The 18,974-nt window shown below is 69.5% G+C and carries 23 protein-coding genes; 11 read left to right on the top strand and 12 right to left on the bottom strand.

Annotated features, from left to right (window positions below):
• Window positions 1-850 precede the first annotated feature (850 nt).
• The 3 genes from AC3IYJ_RS43015 to AC3IYJ_RS43005 all read left to right on the top strand — a co-directional run bounded on the left by AC3IYJ_RS43015 (window position 851) and on the right by AC3IYJ_RS43005 (window position 2,977).
• Window positions 851-1,279, top strand: a complete 429-nt coding sequence (locus tag AC3IYJ_RS43015; protein ID WP_489403677.1) for a hypothetical protein — start codon at window positions 851-853, stop codon at window positions 1,277-1,279.
• Between the two features lie 169 nt (window positions 1,280-1,448).
• Entirely contained in the window at window positions 1,449-1,997 is a 549-nt protein-coding gene (locus AC3IYJ_RS43010) for a hypothetical protein (RefSeq protein ID WP_489403676.1), read from the top strand.
• 311 nt (window positions 1,998-2,308) lie between these two features.
• Entirely contained in the window at window positions 2,309-2,977 is a 669-nt protein-coding gene (locus tag AC3IYJ_RS43005; RefSeq protein ID WP_489403675.1) for a hypothetical protein, read from the top strand.
• A 20-nt stretch (window positions 2,978-2,997) separates the two neighbouring features.
• On the opposite strand, the gene AC3IYJ_RS43000 is transcribed toward AC3IYJ_RS43005, so the two are convergent.
• Window positions 2,998-4,371 (bottom strand): hypothetical protein, encoded by a 1,374-nt coding sequence (locus AC3IYJ_RS43000; protein WP_489403674.1) that lies wholly within the window; start codon window positions 4,369-4,371, stop codon window positions 2,998-3,000.
• Window positions 4,372-4,641: 270 nt separating this feature from the next.
• Complete coding sequence (locus tag AC3IYJ_RS42995) at window positions 4,642-4,908, bottom strand: hypothetical protein (protein ID WP_489403673.1); 267 nt, start codon at window positions 4,906-4,908, stop codon at window positions 4,642-4,644.
• Window positions 4,909-5,195: 287 nt separating this feature from the next.
• Here AC3IYJ_RS42995 and AC3IYJ_RS42990 point away from each other — a divergent pair, with 287 nt between their 5' ends.
• Entirely contained in the window at window positions 5,196-5,441 is a 246-nt protein-coding gene (locus tag AC3IYJ_RS42990) for a hypothetical protein (RefSeq protein ID WP_489403672.1), read from the top strand.
• A gap of 166 nt (window positions 5,442-5,607) precedes the next feature.
• Window positions 5,608-6,132: a DUF6233 domain-containing protein gene (locus AC3IYJ_RS42985; RefSeq protein WP_489403671.1), complete on the top strand. Its 525-nt coding sequence runs from the start codon at window positions 5,608-5,610 to the stop codon at window positions 6,130-6,132.
• A gap of 220 nt (window positions 6,133-6,352) precedes the next feature.
• Here the strand turns inward: AC3IYJ_RS42985 and AC3IYJ_RS42980 are convergent, their stop codons facing one another.
• The 5 genes from AC3IYJ_RS42980 to AC3IYJ_RS42960 all read right to left on the bottom strand — a co-directional run bounded on the left by AC3IYJ_RS42980 (window position 6,353) and on the right by AC3IYJ_RS42960 (window position 9,173).
• A complete protein-coding gene (locus tag AC3IYJ_RS42980; RefSeq protein ID WP_489403670.1) occupies window positions 6,353-6,895 on the bottom strand; it encodes a hypothetical protein in 543 nt (180 codons plus the stop codon).
• A 127-nt stretch (window positions 6,896-7,022) separates the two neighbouring features.
• Window positions 7,023-7,565, bottom strand: coding sequence for a GNAT family N-acetyltransferase (locus AC3IYJ_RS42975; RefSeq protein ID WP_489403669.1), 543 nt, complete (start codon window positions 7,563-7,565; stop codon window positions 7,023-7,025).
• Between the two features lie 137 nt (window positions 7,566-7,702).
• Window positions 7,703-7,921 carry a hypothetical protein gene (locus AC3IYJ_RS42970; RefSeq protein ID WP_489403668.1) on the bottom strand — a complete coding sequence of 73 codons (219 nt, stop codon included), beginning with the start codon at window positions 7,919-7,921 and terminating at the stop codon, window positions 7,703-7,705.
• Window positions 7,918-8,937: a diaminopimelate epimerase gene (gene dapF, locus AC3IYJ_RS42965; RefSeq protein ID WP_489403667.1), complete on the bottom strand. Its 1,020-nt coding sequence runs from the start codon at window positions 8,935-8,937 to the stop codon at window positions 7,918-7,920. Before dapF ends, AC3IYJ_RS42970 begins: the two co-directional genes overlap by 4 nt.
• On the bottom strand, window positions 8,934-9,173 hold the full coding sequence (locus AC3IYJ_RS42960) for a hypothetical protein (RefSeq protein ID WP_489403666.1): 240 nt from the start codon (window positions 9,171-9,173) through the stop codon (window positions 8,934-8,936). Before AC3IYJ_RS42960 ends, dapF begins: the two co-directional genes overlap by 4 nt.
• Window positions 9,174-9,309: 136 nt before the next feature.
• On the opposite strand from AC3IYJ_RS42960, the gene AC3IYJ_RS42955 reads away from it, so the two are divergent.
• From AC3IYJ_RS42955 to AC3IYJ_RS42945, 3 genes are all read left to right on the top strand, one after another.
• Entirely contained in the window at window positions 9,310-10,071 is a 762-nt protein-coding gene (locus AC3IYJ_RS42955) for a GntR family transcriptional regulator (protein ID WP_489403665.1), read from the top strand.
• A 131-nt stretch (window positions 10,072-10,202) separates the two neighbouring features.
• Window positions 10,203-11,108 carry a hypothetical protein gene (locus AC3IYJ_RS42950; RefSeq protein ID WP_489403664.1) on the top strand — a complete coding sequence of 302 codons (906 nt, stop codon included), beginning with the start codon at window positions 10,203-10,205 and terminating at the stop codon, window positions 11,106-11,108.
• A 26-nt stretch (window positions 11,109-11,134) separates the two neighbouring features.
• On the top strand, window positions 11,135-12,289 hold the full coding sequence (locus AC3IYJ_RS42945) for a PIN domain-containing protein (RefSeq protein WP_489403663.1): 1,155 nt from the start codon (window positions 11,135-11,137) through the stop codon (window positions 12,287-12,289).
• Between the two features lie 321 nt (window positions 12,290-12,610).
• On the opposite strand, the gene AC3IYJ_RS42940 is transcribed toward AC3IYJ_RS42945, so the two are convergent.
• Entirely contained in the window at window positions 12,611-13,753 is a 1,143-nt protein-coding gene (locus AC3IYJ_RS42940; RefSeq protein ID WP_489403662.1) for a Fic family protein, read from the bottom strand.
• Between the two features lie 138 nt (window positions 13,754-13,891).
• Here AC3IYJ_RS42940 and AC3IYJ_RS42935 point away from each other — a divergent pair, with 138 nt between their 5' ends.
• Both AC3IYJ_RS42935 and AC3IYJ_RS42930 read left to right on the top strand, forming a co-directional pair.
• The gene (locus AC3IYJ_RS42935; RefSeq protein ID WP_489403661.1) at window positions 13,892-14,932 is read left to right on the top strand and encodes a fatty acid desaturase; all 1,041 of its coding nucleotides are present in this window, start codon (window positions 13,892-13,894) and stop codon (window positions 14,930-14,932) included.
• Between the two features lie 107 nt (window positions 14,933-15,039).
• Entirely contained in the window at window positions 15,040-15,342 is a 303-nt protein-coding gene (locus AC3IYJ_RS42930; RefSeq protein ID WP_489403660.1) for a GNAT family N-acetyltransferase, read from the top strand.
• Here AC3IYJ_RS42930 and AC3IYJ_RS42925 read toward each other — a convergent pair.
• Window positions 15,327-15,554: a hypothetical protein gene (locus tag AC3IYJ_RS42925; protein ID WP_489403659.1), complete on the bottom strand. Its 228-nt coding sequence runs from the start codon at window positions 15,552-15,554 to the stop codon at window positions 15,327-15,329. The genes AC3IYJ_RS42930 and AC3IYJ_RS42925 overlap by 16 nt on opposite strands.
• 136 nt (window positions 15,555-15,690) lie before the next feature.
• Window positions 15,691-15,867: a hypothetical protein gene (locus tag AC3IYJ_RS42920; RefSeq protein ID WP_489403658.1), complete on the bottom strand. Its 177-nt coding sequence runs from the start codon at window positions 15,865-15,867 to the stop codon at window positions 15,691-15,693.
• A 230-nt stretch (window positions 15,868-16,097) separates the two neighbouring features.
• Here AC3IYJ_RS42920 and AC3IYJ_RS42915 point away from each other — a divergent pair, with 230 nt between their 5' ends.
• On the top strand, window positions 16,098-16,655 hold the full coding sequence (locus tag AC3IYJ_RS42915) for a hypothetical protein (RefSeq protein WP_489403657.1): 558 nt from the start codon (window positions 16,098-16,100) through the stop codon (window positions 16,653-16,655).
• Between the two features lie 179 nt (window positions 16,656-16,834).
• On the opposite strand, the gene AC3IYJ_RS42910 is transcribed toward AC3IYJ_RS42915, so the two are convergent.
• Window positions 16,835-17,551 (bottom strand): nucleoside triphosphate pyrophosphohydrolase family protein, encoded by a 717-nt coding sequence (locus AC3IYJ_RS42910; RefSeq protein WP_489403656.1) that lies wholly within the window; start codon window positions 17,549-17,551, stop codon window positions 16,835-16,837.
• A gap of 58 nt (window positions 17,552-17,609) precedes the next feature.
• Window positions 17,610-18,932 (bottom strand): UDP-glucose dehydrogenase family protein, encoded by a 1,323-nt coding sequence (locus AC3IYJ_RS42905; protein WP_489403655.1) that lies wholly within the window; start codon window positions 18,930-18,932, stop codon window positions 17,610-17,612.
• Window positions 18,933-18,974 lie beyond the last annotated feature (42 nt).

Raw genomic sequence — 18,974 nt, 5'->3', positions numbered from 1 at the left:
CCAGCGCTGCGCGCTGGGGACCGAACGGCCTCGCTGCGCTCGGCCGGGCCCTTCGGGCCCGGCTCGGCGCTTCGCTCCGAGCCCTGGCCGGCCCTTCGGGCCGGAGTCCTTCGCTTCGCTTCGGACTGGTTCGGGTCCGCTGCGCTCCCCCGAACTGAGGCGCTGCGCGCGGTCCGGGCCTTCGGCCCGTTGGGGTGTCCGCTTCGCTCCCACCCCGGGCCCTTCCGGCTTCGCCTCCAGGGCCTGGGCCCGCTTCGCGGACCCGGCTGGCAGCAGCAAAAGACGGGGGCTCGTGGGTTCACGGGGCCTGTCGGGCGATGCTTCATCCAGCCTGATTCAAAATTTAAGCCAGATAGATATGGGAATGAGAGGGTTGGTCCACACCTGCTACCCCGTCCTGCGCCCGGTCCTCACGGCCCTCACGGCCCTCACGGCCCAGTTTTATCCAAGGCTGACTCCGGAGCAGGCCCAGCCACCGCGCGCAGGGCTTCCCTGCTTCCCCAAGGGCCCGGTGGTTCTAAGAGGGGAGCGGACACGTTTTAGCTGGTCAGGAGGACGAGTTGGCGGAGATGTGTCGGTACAGCACTGACACATCTCCACTGGATGTGTCAGTAGCCGCCGACGTATCTCCTACCTTTGGTAGCAAAATCGCAACCAAACTAACCGTCAGGAGCCCTTAGAACCTGGGAGTTTGGTGTCAGAATCGCAACAAATCTCGCAGGCCTCGCCTGTGACCCGTGTGGGGCTTGGTCCAGCCGGAACATCTACGCAGCCCCACACTGTTCTGGGATCCTGACCTCATGAACACGAGCGTCAGTGTGCGTCCGACCGTTGGGCAACCGGGCCAGACATGGTGAGCGCGGGCCGTTCCCGGGTCTGGCTGCGTGTCGGCCAGACCCGTATCCGGGCAGACAAAGTCACCACGGTCACCCCTGCGGACAGCAGCCTGCACCTCAACGTCACCGGCCACCCCGGCGGGCTGATCCTCCACCTCCCGCCCGGCGCCGAACGCATCGACCGCAACGGGCAATCCATCGAATGGGCAGACGAACTCCTGCGGATCATCGAACAGGCCGCAGCCCTGCCGGTAGGCACTCTGGTCATCTTCGAGGCCGCCAACGACTACCAAGCGGCTGGCTTCACCGCTCGCGCGCTGACCGGCGGCGAGAGGCCCCTCATTCAGCCCCCGCTGCGCCCCGTCCCCGACCTCATCCCCCCGCGTCCAGCCCCCGCCCACTGGGCAGTCCCACGCGCTCCCCGCCACCCCACCGGAAGCTAACCCGACTTAGCACACACGCTACTGAGTGCCCATCAGCCATCCAGGCCTGGGGACGGCCAGTAGGCCCCCACCGCACCCGCCCTGTCCCCCGGGGGCAAAGCCCCGACGTACGGGCAGAGGGGTGTGTCGTACCCGCATGGGAAGCTCTACGGGATCGAAGGGACACCAGATGACACAGGACCAGCAGGACCGCAGGACTGCGGGCGGCCTCTTGAGCGGCGCCGCAGCGTTTGCCGTCCTCACGATCGCTGCGGACAGCATGCTTGCCGCATACACCGCGGGCGGATTCCTGCTCGGCGCGCTCATGGTCTACCGGCGAACCGTCCCGCGGCGTCCCTACTGGTACTGGCCCGCGTGGTTCGTGGGAGGTGCGGGCTCGCTACTCATGTACTGGCCGGCGGAGGAAGCGGTCCGCCTCGTGCTGCTGCCGCTGGCCGCCGTCGAGATTCTCATCGGCGGCGTGCTGTTCGCCCTGTGGCGCCGTAGGCGGTGGGGCCGGGGCGACTGGATTGCCTGGCTCCCGGATACAGGTGTCGTGCTCCGTCGCGAGTGGAACCGCCGAGACGCGATCTACTGGGCGGAAAACGAGCGGCACGGCATGCCGCACCTCGCTATCAGCCTCGTGGACGAGTTCCCGGCCGTCGCAGACGCTGTACCTCTGTACCCCCATCGGGACCGCCCGGGGATCGCTGTACCCCACCCGACGGGCCAGGGGTAGCCCCTCTCCGGCAGACCCGCGTCGCTTCTCCATCAGGAACGCCAACGCCCGGCCCTCACCGAGGGCCGGGCGTACTTGTACGTGCTCGGGGACCGCGTCGACCACCTGAGCATGACGGATCTGTCCCAGGTGGAGTTCGCGCTCGGGAAACTGCTCGGTCTCAGCCTCAACATCGATTGGCAGTAGCCGGCGAACGCCACAGAGTGAGCGCCTGCCGGTTCTCGTCCAACTCCACGGGGCCACCCGGCTACGCGCACCGGGACGCCATGATGATGTTGGTCAGCACTTCGCACGCAAGAGGGGACATCAGCATGCCGAGCACCGCAGATGAGGAGTTCGCCGCGATCCGGCTTCAACCGGTGGAAGAGCTTGTACCGGCCGGGACCGAGGTGACCGGGGAAGCGTGGGCAGCCGCCCTGGCCGCGCTCAGTGAGGACGGCCGCGCCTGTCTTCCCCATCTCCTGCCCGACAACAGCCGCACCCATGTGGTGACCTGGCCGACATCGCGCAGCATCGTCGGGCCCCTGCTCGGGGCGTGCCGCGTCTTCATGGAGGGCGACGGCGGCCAGGACGCAGCCGAGCACGTCGCGCGGGAGGCACGTGCCCTCAAGATGCTCACGACCGTGCCGCACCTGCGCCAGTACCGTCAGCCCGCCCCGCCGCCCGGGAGCAGCCAGGCCAACGTGTTCTCGCATGAGCGGATCGGCGTGCTCGGCAACGGCTTCGCCGCGGTGACCCTGGCCGAGCTCACCGCGGCGACCGGGGGACGCCGCAAGCGGGGCATCCTCGCCCCCGCCGCGCCCGCCGGCCCTTCCGGGTACGTGGTGGTCTGGGATGACCTGACGGCGCCCGGCATGGTCATGAGCGGCGTACGCGACGCCTACGCCATCCCCGAGCACGGAACCGCGCTGCTGCACCAGCGGATCCACACCGCCGTCCAGGCGCTCACCCCTGGCCCCCGCGCCATGGAATGGCAGTAGCCGGACTCACCGCGCCGCGATCAGGTGCGCAGTTGCGCGCACCTGATTCCGCCGCCTGGGTGCCACTCCAACACCGGGCCTGCTGTGTCCCCGTGCTCCTCACACCAGGACGCCGGGACCAGGCCGCCGCAGTCGCACCGGCGGCACACGCAGCTGTCCGCCGGGCCGGCGTAGGGCACCGCGTGGCGGACCACCCCGCCCGCCGTCCCCCCATCCGCGGCGCCTCGCAGGCCGGCCGGCCACGCGAGCGTCACCCGTAGGCCCCCCGCCCCTGACCGGTACCGCTCGATCACCCGGACCTCCCCCGACACTGCCAACGGCGCCGTGCCCGGCGCCGTCAGCCGACTCACCGACGCCCCGAACGCCCCGGCCGCCAGTTCGGCCAGCGCATCGGCATCAGCGTCCGTAGTCCAGCCGGACAGTTGGTCCTGCCCTTCGGCGTCTTCGGCCAGCTCCAGCCACGGGCCATCGAGCCGGAACCGGACCCTGCGGTATCCGGGACCGACCAGGGCCAGCGAGGCCGCCGACATGCCCACGGGCACCCCGATCTTGTCGTGAGCCAGCAGCCACGCGACCACCGCAGGCCGGTCGAACAGCGGAAGGACCTCCGTACCGCCCACCGGGACGGGAAAGTCGTCATACCGGCGGCGCCAGTTCACCACCGCCGCCCGGCCCACCCGGGCCATCCGCCCCACTTCACCCAACTGCACTCGGTCCAGCCCCGGGACGACCGGCTTCAAGGCTGCGAGCGGGGAACGGCGGCCCGCAGGGACGGCGTACACCGCCCGCCAATCGACCAGTGGGCGGACGACCGGCAACAGGGCGACGGACTCGGCGCAGTACAGCGGGACCGTGGTCACGCCGCCCTGTCGCTTGTAGTCGACCTCCACCGAGGCGACCGGGGAAATCCACCCGAGGCGGACGAGGTGGTCGAAGTCGGCGCGGCGGACCCCGAGCCGTACCGCGGCTTGATCGGGCCCGAGGGGGACGTGGCGGTCGAGGAGTGCGGGCAGGTCCCGGCGGCGGGTGAGGGCGGCCACCTGGTCCGGGTGGACGTCGGGGAACTCGGTGTCCCCGCCGAGGTAGACCAACAGGCCTGCGCGGACGAGGTGGCCGACCGCCGCCGCGGTCACCCGCGGCCGGCACCGCAACGGCTCCCCCAAGGCCTCCGTCAGCCGGTCCGCGGCCACCCCGGCCCCCACCGGCCCACGCAGCGCGGCCCGAACCGCCTCCGGGTCGGCGGCCTCCACCGCCGCCCGCGACCACAACCGTGTGCTGGCATCTGCCTGTGGGACCAGGCCCGAACCGGCCGCCCACCGCCACGCCGCCAGCGGCACCCGCAGCCGGCCCGCGGCCTGACTCTCGTCGTACTGCTCCCGCACCGAACGCGCCATGAACCCCACTCCGATCACACACATCGACGGCCCGTCGATCGGGCCGCGTCGGAAAGATGCCGAAAGATCCTGTTTGTTGTCAATAGCCCTGCTTTCAGGGCTGGTTGGGGGCGCACCACACAAGTCGCCTACGCGTACGCGAGGCCCCGCGACCACCCGAACGGGTGAATCGCGGGCCCCTCCGGGAAGGTGCCGACCCGGGGCTGCCGCCAACGGCGACACCCCCGGTTTCCCGGGCCGCCTGTGCGGCCCAGGAACCCGCCGGCTCGGCTAGCCGCGCGGGCGCCCGCCCCGGCCCCGGCGGTGCCGGAGTGCGACCCGTACGGCCGCAGCCAACGCCCACGCCGTGTCGGTCCACTCCGGCGCCCATGCGGACACCGCGGCCTGCGCCGCCTCGCTGGCGAGCGTCACGGCAACCCTGCCCGCCAGTCGGCGCCTATCGGCCCGGCGGTGCGGAGTCGCCTCCGGGGCCGGCTCGACGGACTCCCGGCCGGACTCGTCGCCTGTCGATTCCCCATCCATTTCGGTCATGCACATGTCAGATAACTCCTTACGTGAAAACGCGGGTCACGCCTCCGCTTGGAGGCGTGACCCGCACTTTCGAACGGCAAGGGGTTAGCCCCGCAAGCCCCCACATAACCGCAGGTCAGAGATCTGAACGGGTAAATCTCGCACACGCCCTACACCGCCACCCCCTTAGCCCCGCAACCCGCCCCAACGCGACCTGCGACACCCCTTCGGTCGGCACCATCGGTCACCTGCGCCACGCTCGGGGCCTGCGGGGCGACTTCCCTTGGAATTCGAACACGTGCTCCAATAGCTGGGTGAGAGCATCATTCCGCTTCCCTGCCGATCTCCTCGCCCTTCAGCGCGCGGAGCTGGCCGCTTATGCCGAGCTCGCCCGGACCCGCACGGTCGGGACGACCACGCAGCGCCGCCGCCTGATCGCGCTGTCCCGGCTGCTGCACACCCACCCGTATTGGGACTCCCCCGCGGCGCAGCGCACGGGCGCGGTCGCACTGCGCCGCGCGGCCCGCGCCCTCCCCTCCGCAGAACGGAGAGCAGCATGAACAAGCCCGTGGAACCGTCGCGGCCGCCCGTCGTGGTGGCCAGCTGGGCGCCGTCGCAGACCGGACCGTGTGCGCGGTGTGGATCTTCCTGCGCGCGCTACGGAGCTCCGGCGAACCCCTTGTGTGCGCCCTGCCGGGCCCTGCGGCAGAGCCAGGGCTGACCACCATGCCCCGCCCCGCCGGCCCCGGACGGCCTGCTCCTCGCGCGCTGCCCCCGGTCCAAGTTCTTCTGCCCGATGGCACCGTGAGCGGCCGGCTCGTGCGCAGGTGGCAGACCGACACCGGGGAGTGGATTTATGTGGTGGCGCTGCGTGCTTGGGCTAGCCGCACCGCCACCACTGGCAGCGACCTCACCGAGGAGCTCATAGAACTGCCCGTACCGAGCAGCCGCGTGCGCGCTGTACCCGGGACGTCGTACTCCGATGTCCCGCTGCTCCGACGCCGGCAGCCGGCCTCCCCCGCCCCAGCCCCGGCAGATCTCTGGATCACCGAGCACGTGCCGGTACCCGTCAGCGCACCGGGCACCGGCCCGGGGATCAGACTCCATCAGCCCGGCTGCTGGGCGATTTCCGCTGGAACGGGCGCTCCGGTCACGACTAAGGCCGCACGTCAGAAGCTTGCGACAGACCCGACCACGAGCGCCTGCGACGTCTGCCACGCCGACAAGATCCTGACCAGCCCGAAGGCGTAGCAGCGCAGACGGCACAGAGTCGGGACCTGCCGGGCACCCAGCAGCCCTCCGCCCTAACCCCCGCGAGCAGGTCGCTCAAGTCGACCAGCCAGCCGGGCCCGTCGAGGCGAGGAACGCTCGGCGCCAGGCCGGGGTCGCTGTGGTAGCAGGAGTCGAGGCGCACCAGGGCCGTGCCGGGCAGGTTCTCGGCCAGGGCGCGGGCAAGGGCAGTCGATCTCTGTCATACGCTCGGTGTGGCCTTGTACGCGTGGTGTTGGTAGCCGTGCCCGTCCTGATGCCAGTCCAGGAGGAGCACAGCGTCCGCATACGCGCCGCTCCCGGCCCGGTGGCTGATCGTCGGGGTGCGGTAGTGGCCGTCACGGTCACCACCGGACGTCGCTTTCTGCAGCTGCTCCTTGAGCTGGAAATCGCTCTCGACGATCACGGGGTCAGTACCCGCGCGGGACTGCGCGATCGTGAGCCGAATCTTGGCCCCGTCGAAGATCGTCGCCTTCATGTCCGCGTAGGCCGGGCCGTCCCACCGGACATCGGCGTACGCGTAGACGACCGGACCGGAGCGCGCCGCACACGTCTGCACGGTCACGTCCCAGTCGTCCGGCCACGGCCCCGAGTAGCTGGCGTCATCGATCGTCTTCGTGCTGGCAGCGCACTGGTAACGGAGCCCGGCGGCCGGGGCCGCCACCACGGCGGGGGCCATTGCCCCGGCGAGAACGGCAGCCAGGGCCACTGCAGCTGGCATTAGCAGGTGCTTGGGGGTCTTCATGCCCGGTCAAGCCCCGTCACTCGCCTGGCGACACGGGCCACCGCCCAAGCCGCACCACACGGAGGACCCGTCCCCACAACTGTCCACTCGTGTGCCCACCTGGAGCCGCTCTACGCCGTCAGCCGTCTCATGCGGTGGCGGAGGGACCTTTCCAATGACGGGCGAGGAGTCCGAAGGAGTAGCTGTCGGTCCATTCGCCGCGGATCAGCTCGGCTTCGATGCCGTGTCCTTCGAGCCGGAATCCCGTGCGTTCCAGGACGCGCATGGAGTCGGTGTTGCGGGCATCGCAGTGGGCCGAGAGGCGATGCAGTCCCCGGGCAACGAGATGGCCTACGACGGCCTGGACGGCCTCGGTGGCGTAGCCGTGGCCGTGATGGGCTGGGGCGAGGGTGCAGCCGAGTTCGGCCTGCAACCGGTTCTCGTGGAGGTTGACTCCGAAATCGCCGATCAGCCGGCCGTCGTGCTCCAGCTCGATCGCGTACTGGAACCAGCCCGGGTCCTCGGGCTGGGCCTCTGCGTATCCGCGGACAATCCCGGCGGCCTCCGCCAAGGTGATCGGCGAGGACCAGCTCTGGTAGCGGGCTATGTCCGGATTAGATCGGTAGGCGGCGAGGATGGGGGCGTCGTCGAGACGGAAACGTCGAAGCAGGAGGCGCGGAGTTTCGATCATCAGGCCAGCGTGCCACGCGGGTTGAGATCGGGGGACGAGCGCCGTGAACTGCCGCGGCCCCGGCCCCCGGAGTGTGCCGGGGGCCGGGGCCGTCGTGCCGAGCTGGTATGCACGTCCAGCAGCAGGACTTGGGAAGCTCACGATGCGCCAAGAGGCTCGATGTTGTCCGGGGCGGTCGAGAGTTCGACTCCACCAGCCGTGGGGCGGATGTATGCGCGCCGCGTGGTGCGGGGCTTGCCGGTGTGGGTGGGGAGTTCTTCACGGACCACGGCCATGAGGCGGCCTTCGGTGCCGGAGGGGATGTCGCGGACAAGACGGCCGATCAGTGGGTGTGCTTCGTGTCCGTCGCCCGTCATCCGCCCTCCTCCGTGTGGTCGGGGTTGTCGTTGTTGTTGCCGGCGAGCCGGGTGAGGCCGCGTTCTGCCCGTGCGAGCAGGGATGGTGTGGGAACCCCGTACGCGGGCCGCTGCAGGCCCCATTCACCCTCTATCGGGGCGGTCGGCCAGGCGGAGTGGAGGTGGACGGTGCCCTGGGCGGTGAGGTAGGCGGGGCCGGTCAGGGTCATGTTCCCGTCGGCGGCGACGTCGACCCGGAGGCGGCCGCCGGGAGCGTCCACGGTGTAGCGGACGGGGCCCCGGGCGCCGAGCGTGCGGTGGATGGCTGCGGCTACCGCGGCGCAGGCCCCGGTTCCGCAGGACGGGGTTTCGCCGACGCCGCGTTCATGGACGCGGAGCACCAGGTGGTGGGGGCCGAGGTCGCGTACGAACTCGACCGTCGTGCCGTGCGGGTAGGCGCTTGCCGGGGAGACCTCGGGCGCGGTGGTGAGGGTGCCGGCATGGCCGAGGTCGTCGACAAAGGCGACAGCGTGCGGGTTGCCCATGTCGACGTGGAGGGCGGGCCAGCGCCGCGCGCCGACGGTGACGGCGATGCGCTCCGGTCCTGGGAGGAGCGGAATGCCCATGGAGACGCTGACGTCGCCTCGGTGGACGTCGCGACTGGTGGGGACATGGAGTTCGCGTACGCCGGCTCGGGTGGCCAGGGTGAGGGGGCCACCCTGGTGGCGTCCGGTGGCCAGGAGGTGTTGGGCCAGGACTCGGGCGCCGTTGCCGCACATCGCGCCGAGGGAGCCGTCAGCGTTGCGGTAGTCCATGAACCACTCAGCCTGGCCGGCCATCGCGAAGGCCTCCACGTCTGAGGTGCAGCGGACCAGGCGCAGGACACCGTCGGCCCCTATCCCCTGGCGGCGGTCGCAGAGCTGGACGATGTCGGCGTTGGTGAGGTCGATGAGGCCGTCCGGGTCATCGAGGATCACGAAGTCATTCCCGCCGCCGTGGCCTTTGGCGAAGGGGACGCTGATCGGGATGGCGGTCATGGGCGGGGTGTCTCCAACTCGATGGACAGCCAGACGGTGCTGGTGCCGGCTGCGGTGGTGTTCAGGCCGTAGAAGGTGCCGGTCTCCAGGACCGCGAGCAGGCACGACCAGTGCTCGGCGGGGACGCGGGAAGTATCGGCCTGGATGGTCATCACGCCGTCGTGCTCGGCGGTGTCGGGTGCCTGGCCAGTGAGTTGGGTCAGGGCCTCTATAGCCGTGGCGCCTAATTCGTGCATTGCCCCTCACCCCGGAACCCTCGGAATCACGGATCGCACTTCTAGTCCACTAGTTTTGATCTAGTGGACTAGATTGTCAATTAGATCGGGAAGATCGCTGACCTGCAGTCAGCACCGCGACGGACGACGGAGAACCATGGCCGACACGACTGGAGCCCCCTACCTGGCGGTCGCCGCCGCGTTCCGCACCCTCATCACCAGCGGCGAGTGGGCCGTCGACTACCGCCTGCCCTCGCGTATCTCCCTCGGTGAGCAGTACGGCGTCGGGGAGAACGTCATCCGCCGCGCCCAGGAACTCCTCATTGCCGAGGGCCTCCTTGAGGGCCGCCCGGGTGCCGGCACCTACGTCCGCGCCCCCCTGGAGCGGCTGCACATGCTGCGCTGCCCGGCGCCCGGCCACCCCAGCGCCCCGCTCGCCCCGCCCGGCATCTCCACCTGGGACGCGCAGAGCACCGCGAAGGTCCCGGCGCCCGCCGCGATCGCCGAGCGGCTGCGGATCAGGCCGGGCGCGCTGTGTGTGCGCACGGCGTACGAGTTCCTCGACGCGAACCGGCGCCCGGTGATGAGCAGCACCAGCTGGGAGCCGATGGCCATCACCGGCAAGAGCGCGATCGTCCTGCCCGACGGCGGGCCGCTCGGCGGCCGCAGCGTCGTTGACCGGATGGCGCACCTGGACATCGCCGTGGTCCGCGCGGTGGAGCGGGTGCGGCCGATCGAAATCGACCGGGCCCAGGCCCAGCAGCTCGGGGTGGCCACCGGGACCCTCGCGACGCTGATCGAGCGGACCTATCTGGACGACGGCGACCGCCCCGTGGAGACCGCGGACATCGTCATCCCGGCCGACCGGTGGGATGTCGACTACGACATCACCCTCCTGACGGGACCATCAGCCGGCTGACATTCCGGACTGTGGCGCACCGAACCGGCCGTTGACCACCACGAATCCCCCAATCCCCTGAGGCTGCGGCCATCCCTCGGGAATCATGAAGCCATGGCCCAGACCGGGCCGTTTCAGGGGGAGGAACCAAGATGTCCCAAGCGCAGCCGAGCCCGCTTGGCAGGGTCAGCGCCGTACTGAACTCACCCGCGCTCGGCGCGGTCCTCACCATCGCCGGCGTCGCCGCCCCGGTAGTCGGCTGGGCCGTGGACCGCGTCAACCTCAAAGCGCTGCTCGTCGTCCAAGCCGTGCTCATCGTCATCTTGGCGTTCGGCCACTACTGGACGCGAAAGGCCTACATCCAGCTGCGGCGGGTCACTAACCTCAAGGCCATGGACGATGCCCAGTACTACGACCGGGTCCGCTCGCAGCTAGAGGCGGAACTCATCTCCGACTACCAGGAAATCGCCGACGGACACCTTCGCGTGTACGCCAACGAAGTCCCGCGCCTGTCCGCCCTGCTCGTCAACACCGTCAGCGCTGCACAGGCTCAGCCCCAGCGGATTCTCGCCGCGGACCTGACTACCAACCCGGCGCTGCTCACCGGGCGCCGCGAGTACATCGCAGCCAACCGAAGGTTCACCGAGGCCGGCGGTTCCATCAGCAGGCTCTTCATCGTCTATGCCGCAGACCTCGCCAAGCAGGACTTCGCCGCCGCGCTCCTCGACCTCGTCGGCCAGCACCGGGACCTCGGCGTCACCTGCGGCCTGGCCGTCCGAGACCGGCTGCGCGCGGACGAGGCCGTCGACGTCGTGATCTTCGCGAACGCGGCTGCTCTCGTCGAAGAAGAGCAGGGCGACGCGGAGTACAACCGCGGGCGTTCGTCCGTGTACTTCAAGGGCATCGGCCGCTGGAGCGGGCGCTTCGAGTCTGTCTGGGGCCACGGTGCAGACTCCGCGCCCCGCACCCTGCAGGCGTACGAAGCCGCCGCCCGGCCCCAGCTCGACGCGGGCACCTGGGACGAGGACCGCGTCAGCACCATCGTCGCCTCGCTGTAAGAACCGCACTCCGTGGGGGAAGACCTGTGATCGTTCTCGACACCAACCAGTTCTCGAAGATGTTCTTCCCCCACGGTCCCGCCCTCGGCATGATCCGCAAGATCGCGTCCTGGCACCGCCGGGTGCTCGCCATCCCGGAGATGGTCGCGATCGAGCTGGTGGCCCACCACCGGCACGAGGTGGAGCAGAACCTCAAGGCGGCCCACAGCACGCTGGTGGCGCTCAGCGGCGCCTTCAACGAGGACCTGCTCGCCCCGGTCCGCAAGCTGTCCGCACAGAACGCGGCCGACCAGTACCGGCACGCCCTGGAGCAGGTGTTCACCATCCTGCCGACGCCTCCTGGCGCGGCGGAGGAAGCACTACGCAGGGAAGCCCACCGGATGCCGCCGGCCGAGCAGGTCTGGTCGGAGGGCAAGAACAAGGTCAAGGCCCGTGGCGCCCGGGACACCGCGATCTGGCTCACCCTCCTCGCCGCGGCCGAGACGGAGGAGGAGATCTGGTTCCTCTCCTACGACAAGGACTTCGGCTCAGCCGACGGGTTCCACCCCGTCCTGGCCGCCGAGGCGCAGGCCAGGCTCGGCGAATCCCCCGGGCGGCTCCGTCTCATGCACCAGGGCATCCAGCAGCTCCTCGAAGAGCTGGCCGAGGAGTTCCCCACGCCCCGCGCGGAGGTGGAACGGATCATGCGCGGACGGGCCGTACGGCACGCTGTCGCTGACCACGTGTCCCACGATGTCGACGTGTTCCTCGCGATGCTGCCCTACGTCACCCAGGAGGTCGGGGCGGCGCTCTTCCAGGCACCAAAGCTATGGGTCGACAAGGTCATGGACGCCAAGGCGTACAAGGTCGGCGAACGGATCTGGTTCAGCGCGCGCCTGCGCTGGCACGGGGAGCGAACCCACACCGTCCTTGGCCTGCAGGGGCCGCTCTGGGCCCAGCAGATCGCCTACTCCTTCGACACGACCGTCCTGATCGCGCGTGGAGAGGAAGGCGCCGCGTCCGCAGAGGTCGTCTCCACCGGCCCGCTCCTGATGAAGGACCGCCAGTCCCGGGCCGTCGAAGGGTCCGTTCTTGAGGAGTTCGGCCTCCACCCGCAGCCTGAACGCGGCCGCCTCCAAGATCCCGTGTGGCCCCCCTCTGTCCAGGATGGCGGGCTGCAGCCGGATTCTGGGCTGGTCTGACTCAGACCAGCTTTGACAATCAGCTTCGCAAGATCCCTGATGCGGGAACCCCTCACCATTAACTAGGCCTGACGAAGTCGCCCAGCACGGCGCGCAGGAAACGAGAACGAAAGACGGCGGGCCCTGAACCGGATCGGTTCGGGGCCCGCCGTGCGTGCCTGCGCGCGGTCAGGGCGTGAGGCCCCAGCCGACGTCCTCACGGTCCACGCCCCAGCCGATGTCACTGCTCACAGCGATGCCTCCTGGTGCACTGGCTCCTGGCCTGACCAGCCATACGGTACCGGCGTACCCGCTCGTCCTCACCGCCTCGACCGACCCCACTTAGGCGGTGGCGTAGGGGTTGATGATCCGGTGCGGGCGACGGGCGGTCGCCATGACGTTCTGCGGGAAGCCGGGGCCCGCGACGTAGTGGCGCCCCTTGGTCTGCCCGATCGCGGTCAGCACGCCGGCCTTCGTCAGCGCCTGCAGGTCCCTGGTTGCCTGCTGGGTGTTGATCGCTTCCTGCCGCTCGTAGCGCGAACGGCGCACCCGGCCCACCATGGCCACCTCGTGCAGGGCCGTGACCTGCCGCTCGCTGATCCCATTGGCCTCGGCGTGTTCCATCAGCTCGATCCAGACCCGGTTCGAGCGGTCGACCCGGTGCTGCACCCGCTGCGCCTGCTCGTGATAGGCGCGCAGGTTGAACTTGATCCAGGGCAGGGTGTCGCGTTCGGGCGAGTACACCGGTCCGCCGACCTCCCGGAGCACCTTGTAGTACTCCCAGGTGTTGCCGGGCAGCCCGAGCCACTCCTCGATCGAGGAGAACTCAGGCGCGAGAACGCCACCGCGGGCGATCAGCAGAGTCTGCAAGGAGCGGGACAGCCGGCCGTTCCCGTCGGACCACGGGTGGATCTTCACCAGGTTCAGATGCGCCATCGCTGCCCGGATCAGGACGTGTTCTTCGGTGTCACCGTCGTTGAGCCAGTCCACCAGCTCGGCCATCAGGCCGGGCACGAGTTCCTGGTCGGGGCCGTCGTAGTCGGTGGCGAGCTCATCGCCCGGCGCGGTGATGCGGATCGAGGTCTTGCGCCACTGCCCGGCGGTGCGCAGCGGGTGGTGGTGGCCCTGGAGCATCCAGTGCAGTGCGTTCAGCAGTTCCTTGCTGTACCGGAAGTCGGCGACGTCGTGGAGCGACTGGATGTACGTCATCGCCTGCTGGTACGCGAGGGTCTCCGCCTTGTTCTCCTCGCTGGCGTCGACCTCACGCTCGCCGTCCATCAGGTCGGCGACGTCCTTCGCGTCGACCTGGTAGCCCTCGATCGTGTTCGACGCCGCGATCGCGCTCGCGGTCAGCGCCTTGCGCAGATCCTGGGTCCACTTCATCGGCGCCTGCTGCACCGCGTCACGCAGCCGCGTGCGCAGGCCGTCTACCTCGTGCAGAACCGCGAGGTCGGAAGTGTCGAGGGCGGGAGTCCTATACAGCATGAGGCAATGATACCAGCGTCCTATCATTACGACAGCTCGCGTTCCAGGTGGAGCGCATCCTCTACTAGTGCACTAGATGTACTGTGTGTGATCACCGGGTGGGATCGGCCTGCCCCTGCCCGCCATGGGGATCGCCGCATGCTGCTCGCCTTATCCCTGATCACTGCCGGAATTCTGCTGCGCCAGCCCGACCGCGTCCGCTTCGGCTGGGGGCGGCCCCGCACGGCGAACGCGGCGCAGCTCATAGCCGTCCAGCGCTCCCGGGCCAACGACTGGACCGCGGCCATCCTGGTCGTCGGGCAGTGGGTGCAGATCGCCGGATACTGGTTGCTCGCCGCCCACGGCATTCTGGGCGCCGTCGTAGCCACGGTGGGAGTCGCCGTCCAGTTCCGGCACCTTCAGGAGATCAGCCACCACGCCGTGCATGGGGTGCTGGCACGGACCCGCAGCGCCAACGACGTCCTGGCTGCGCTTGGAGCGCACTACCCCCTCGGCCTGTCCCCCGTCGCGGTCCGCCGTCGCCGTCACGTACGCGACCACCACCCTGCGGCCACTCTGGCCTCCGACCCCAACCTCGCCGAGCTCGCCCAGGCCGGCCTGCACCCGGGGGTCGGGCGCCGCCGCTTCGCAGCCGCCCTGCTCTTCCCCGTCACCGCGCGCGGCATCGGCACCGCGGTCTCGTCGCTGGCCGCCAACCTGCGGCCGCGGCCCGGCCGGTACGCCGCCGCCCCCGCTGTGGCCCTGGTCCTCGCCGCCGCGTACACGGCCGGAGGCTGGGCGGCCGTCCTCGCCGGAGCTCTCGTCCCCCGCCTGCTGCTCTACCCCCTCCTCGCCTGGGCCTCCCTGCTCGTCGAGCACACCTGGTTCGACGCCGAACACCGCACCGGCTCCCCCGCCGAGGTCGAGGCGGGCCGCTGCCTGCGCCTCTACCCGACCAACCGCGCGCTCGCGGTGTTCGCCGCCAGCACGTGGCTTCCCTACGGCGACCTGCACCACTACGCGCACTCCGCCCACCCCGGAGTGAGATGGAACTACCTGCCCTCCCTGGAACGGCACTTGCCCGAGCCGCACTTCATGGCGCCGGCCTTCCTCACCGGGCAGGCGTCCGTGGTGCAGCGTCACCGGAGGGCCCTGGCCGTCACGCCAGCGGCTCCCTACCCGTCCGCGGTCACCTCGTAGTCGCCCGGAACACGGGCTGCGGCCCTGTACTCCACACCGTGGAGTACAGGGCCGCAGCCATACTCGGGACCATGTCCACAGTGCGCCGGCCGTGCCAGGATGCCGGGATGATCGAGACTCCGCGCCTGTTGCTGCGCCGCTTCGAGCCCGCCGACGCCCCCGCCCTCGCTGTCTACCGATCGGACCCGGAGATAGCCCGCTACCAAGCCTGGCCCTCACCGATCTCCGCCGAGGAAGCCGTCGAGGCCGTCCGCATCTACAGCGAGGCCGACCCCGAGCAACCCGGCTGGTTCCAATACGCAATCGAACTGAAAGCCGACAAGAGCCTCGCGGGCGACCGGCCGCCCTCTGAGCCGCACCACATCGTGGCCGGGAAGGTCACCGGCGGACCCACCTACATCTCCCCGTGAATCTCCAACCCGTGTTCCTTCGTCCAGGTCCGCAGTCGCTCGCGATTCCCGTTGATCTCCCGCCACAGGGTGATCTCGATCCCGTCGACACTGCCGTGGGACCCAAGGAACTTCTGGAACTTGCCCGCAGCGACAGGACCGTTCTCCCAGGTCCCGGATACGGCTGGACCGTCCTTCTGGAAGGTCATGACCACGTGGTAGCGGGGGCTCATCCTCGCACTGTACGAGGACGTTGGCTGGCTCAGCGGCACTCACGGTGTCGGCGGGCTGGCCGCGGGCGAGTCCGGTCGCACACGCCCACGGCAGTCTGCACCGGCGGCACTACCCTGCAGCCCCAATCTGGTGGGGCTACGGCTTCACGGGGACGATCCGGACGTCGCTGACGCCGTCCTCCTCCTTCTTGAAGACTGCGTAGTCCTCAGCTGCGGCCGGACTGTACGAGACGGCAGACTCGCGCTCCCGACCGTCCTGCTGCCACACGATCCTGACGTTCTCCACGGTGCTCCTTCGCTCGGGCTCTTCCACCCGGTGCAGCATCAGTAAGCGGCCGCCGGGCATCATCAGGATGGCACCCGGCACTGACCCACCCTCGCCACCATCACCACCGACCTGGGGCGCGCATCACCGAGGTCTTGGGCCTCGATGGGATTCGGATCCCGCCTTCGGACCGCCAGCTGGGTGATTCGCGGCGTCCAACACCGTGCCCTTGAGACAGCACGCGGGCTCAACTGGGCTGACCGGCCTAACCTCCGGGCATGGACACAGCGGAAATGCCGACGGGCCTGGTTTCGGGAATCGATGCGAGCGCCTGCGAAGCCGTCCGGGACCTGGCGGAGGCGATGCGCTACGCCAAGGACGGCAATCCCTTCAACGTCCCCCGGATGGTGCTGTACCGCCTGGGCGACGCCATCGACACCCTGTCGCAGATCACCCGGGTGATCACGCTGTACTACCGCGAGAACGGATGGCCGGAGCACGACCTCAGCTCGTACCTCCAGCCCCGTCAGGAACGTCCCCGCACGGGCAGTGCCACGGACAGCGATCACCATTACCTCGCCGGCCTCCTGGGCCGGCCCCGCCCGGCAGCCAACGGTTCCCCGACCGGCCTGTACGACTGGGGCCGGGAGGAGGCCAAGCACACGAACCTCCCAGAGGTCATCAACACCCAGGCGTGCCTGTACGCACTGCGCATCAACTCCTCCGAAGAACCTGAAGCGATCCTGGCCGAACTCAATGAACCCGCACGGACCGTGGCCCGAACGATCGCCCAGCACCTGCTGCAGTCGCCTGCCGAGGAGCTCTGCGACCTCTGATTCGCGACCGCCGCAGGGGCGGGGCCACCTTGAATCGCAGCATGCCGAAACGGCACATACGGAGCGCCCGCCACGAGCCACTGTGGCGGGCGCTCTGGGCTACGACTCGGATTCTGGACGGGCGCCCCGCCCAGAATCCCTCGTCCACGTCGCGGAATCGCTCTGGAGTGTTGGGGCGGCTACGCCGCCAGGATTTCGCGGCCGCGGCGGCTGCGGCGGAAGGAGATCTCCACGAAGGTGTCGCGCCAGCCTTCGGGGTCGATGCAGTCCAGCGCGATCAGGGCGGTCAGGCACGCTCCGACGAGGTGGTGTTGTACACCGTTCCAGGAGTGGATTTCGGGGCCGCATTCCTCGTCGCAGGTGAGCAGTCCCTTGATTCCGTGGAGTGCGTGGATGGCTTCCCCGGCTTCCCGGGCGAGGTTGGCGACCGCGAGGAGCGGCAGTTCGTCGGGTTGGACCTCCTTGGCGGTCGCGGTGTAGGCGGTGGCCAGTTCGTGGGCCGCTTCGAGGAGCTGTGTCTGTCCGGTGAGGGTGTCGGCCAGCGGGCTGTTGATCTCGGCGAGCTTGTGGCGCACGCCCTGGATGAGGGTCTGGCGCCAGCCGTCGGGGTTGATGTACTTGAGCGCAATCAGGGCGGCGAAGAAGGCACCCGTGCAGTCGTTGCTGACACCGTTCCAGGAGTGCTCGTCCCTGGTCTCGCAGACGTCGGCACAGTGCGGCATGAGGCCCTTGAGGCCCTGGAAGGCGTGCATGGCCTCACCCGCTTCCTCGGCCGGCTTGGCGATCTGCAGGGCCAGGAGTTCCTGATGGGGCAGGTCCATGTTGGCGGACGAGCAGACACCGGACAGTGCGTCCACGACGTCGAACATTTTGCCGCTTTCGAGCAGGTCTTCCACGAGGTTCTCCTTCGGATCAGATCGGTTGCCGGGCCGCTTCCTGTCTGCGGTCCCGGGTCTACATCTCGGGCCGCCCCAGCTGGTGCACGGTCCAGCCGGCCGTACGCCACAGGGCGGCATCGAGGGTGGTGCGGCAATCGACCATCAGCGCTCGGGCGGTGCGGCCGGTGAGCGTGGCTGGGTCGGCCTGCCGGTACTGAGGCCACTCGGTGGCAAGCACCACCGCGTGGGCACCTTCGACGGACTTCGTCAGGTCGTCGGTGTATTCGAGCTCGGGGCTGCGCTGCATGGCGGTTGCGACGGCCTGGGGGTCGTGAACGGTCACCGAGGCTCCGGCCTTCTGAAGTGCCTGCGCGAGGGCGAGGGCGGGTGATTCGCGGACGTCGTTCGTGCCTGGCTTGAACGCCGCGCCCCACACCGTGATCGCGGCGCCGCCGACGGGCCGGCCGAGAGCCTGGGTCACCAGGCGCAGCGCCACGGAGGTCCGGGACTCGTTGATCTCCTCGGCCGCGCGCAGGAGTGTCGCGGCTCCGTCGGCGCCGAGCTGGCGGGCGGAGGCGGTGAAGGCACGGATGTCCTTGGGGAGGCAGCCGCCTCCGTAGCCGATTCCAGGGGACATGCTGCCGGGGCCGATGCGGGTGTCGACTCCGAGGATCTCCACGATCTGGGAGATGTCGCCGCCTGCCGCGTCACACATGTCCGCGACGGCGTTGATGTAGGAGATCTTCAGCCCGAGGAAGGTGTTCGCGGCGCCCTTGGCGAGTTCGGCAGTCTGCGGGTCGGTGATGAACAGCGGAATGCCGGTGGCTTCGAGGATCGGGGCATACACGTCCCGGATGGCTTTCTCTGCCGCGGTGGTGGTCAGCCCGGCGACGATCCGGTCGGGTCGAAGGCTGTCCTGGACTGCGTGGCCTTCACGCAGGAACTCCGGGTTCCACACGACGTCGACCTGTTCGCCGGCTGGGGCCAGGCGCTGGACGAGTTCGGTGAGCTGGCGGGTGGTGCCGACGGTGACGGTGGACTTGCCGACGATGGTGCAGGGGCGGGTCAGGTGGCGGGCGAGCTGGCGGACGGCGCCGAAGACTTGGCCGGTGTCGTAGGAACGGCCGTCGGAGTCGATGGGGGTTCCCACGCCGAGGAAGTGGAGCTCGGCCACCTCGGCTGCCTCCTGGGTGCTGGTGGTGAACCGCAGGCGTCCGCTGGCGGTGTGCTTGGCGAGTAGTTCGGGCAGCCCGGCTTCGTAGATGGGGCACTCGCCGGCGTTGAGTCGGTCCACCTTTGTCTGGTCGGTGTCGACACCGATGACCTCGTGGCCGATCTCCGCCATGGCTGCGGCGTGGGGGATACCGAGGTGGCCGCAGCCGATCACGGATACGCGCATTGCTGTTCCTGTCACTTGGGGTTCGTGGGGCACACGCTGGGT

It is taken from the genome of Streptomyces sp. GL_140 (genome assembly GCF_057834465.1).
Note: the sequence above shows the minus strand (reverse complement) of the source record. Positions and strands in the feature narration are given on the sequence as shown.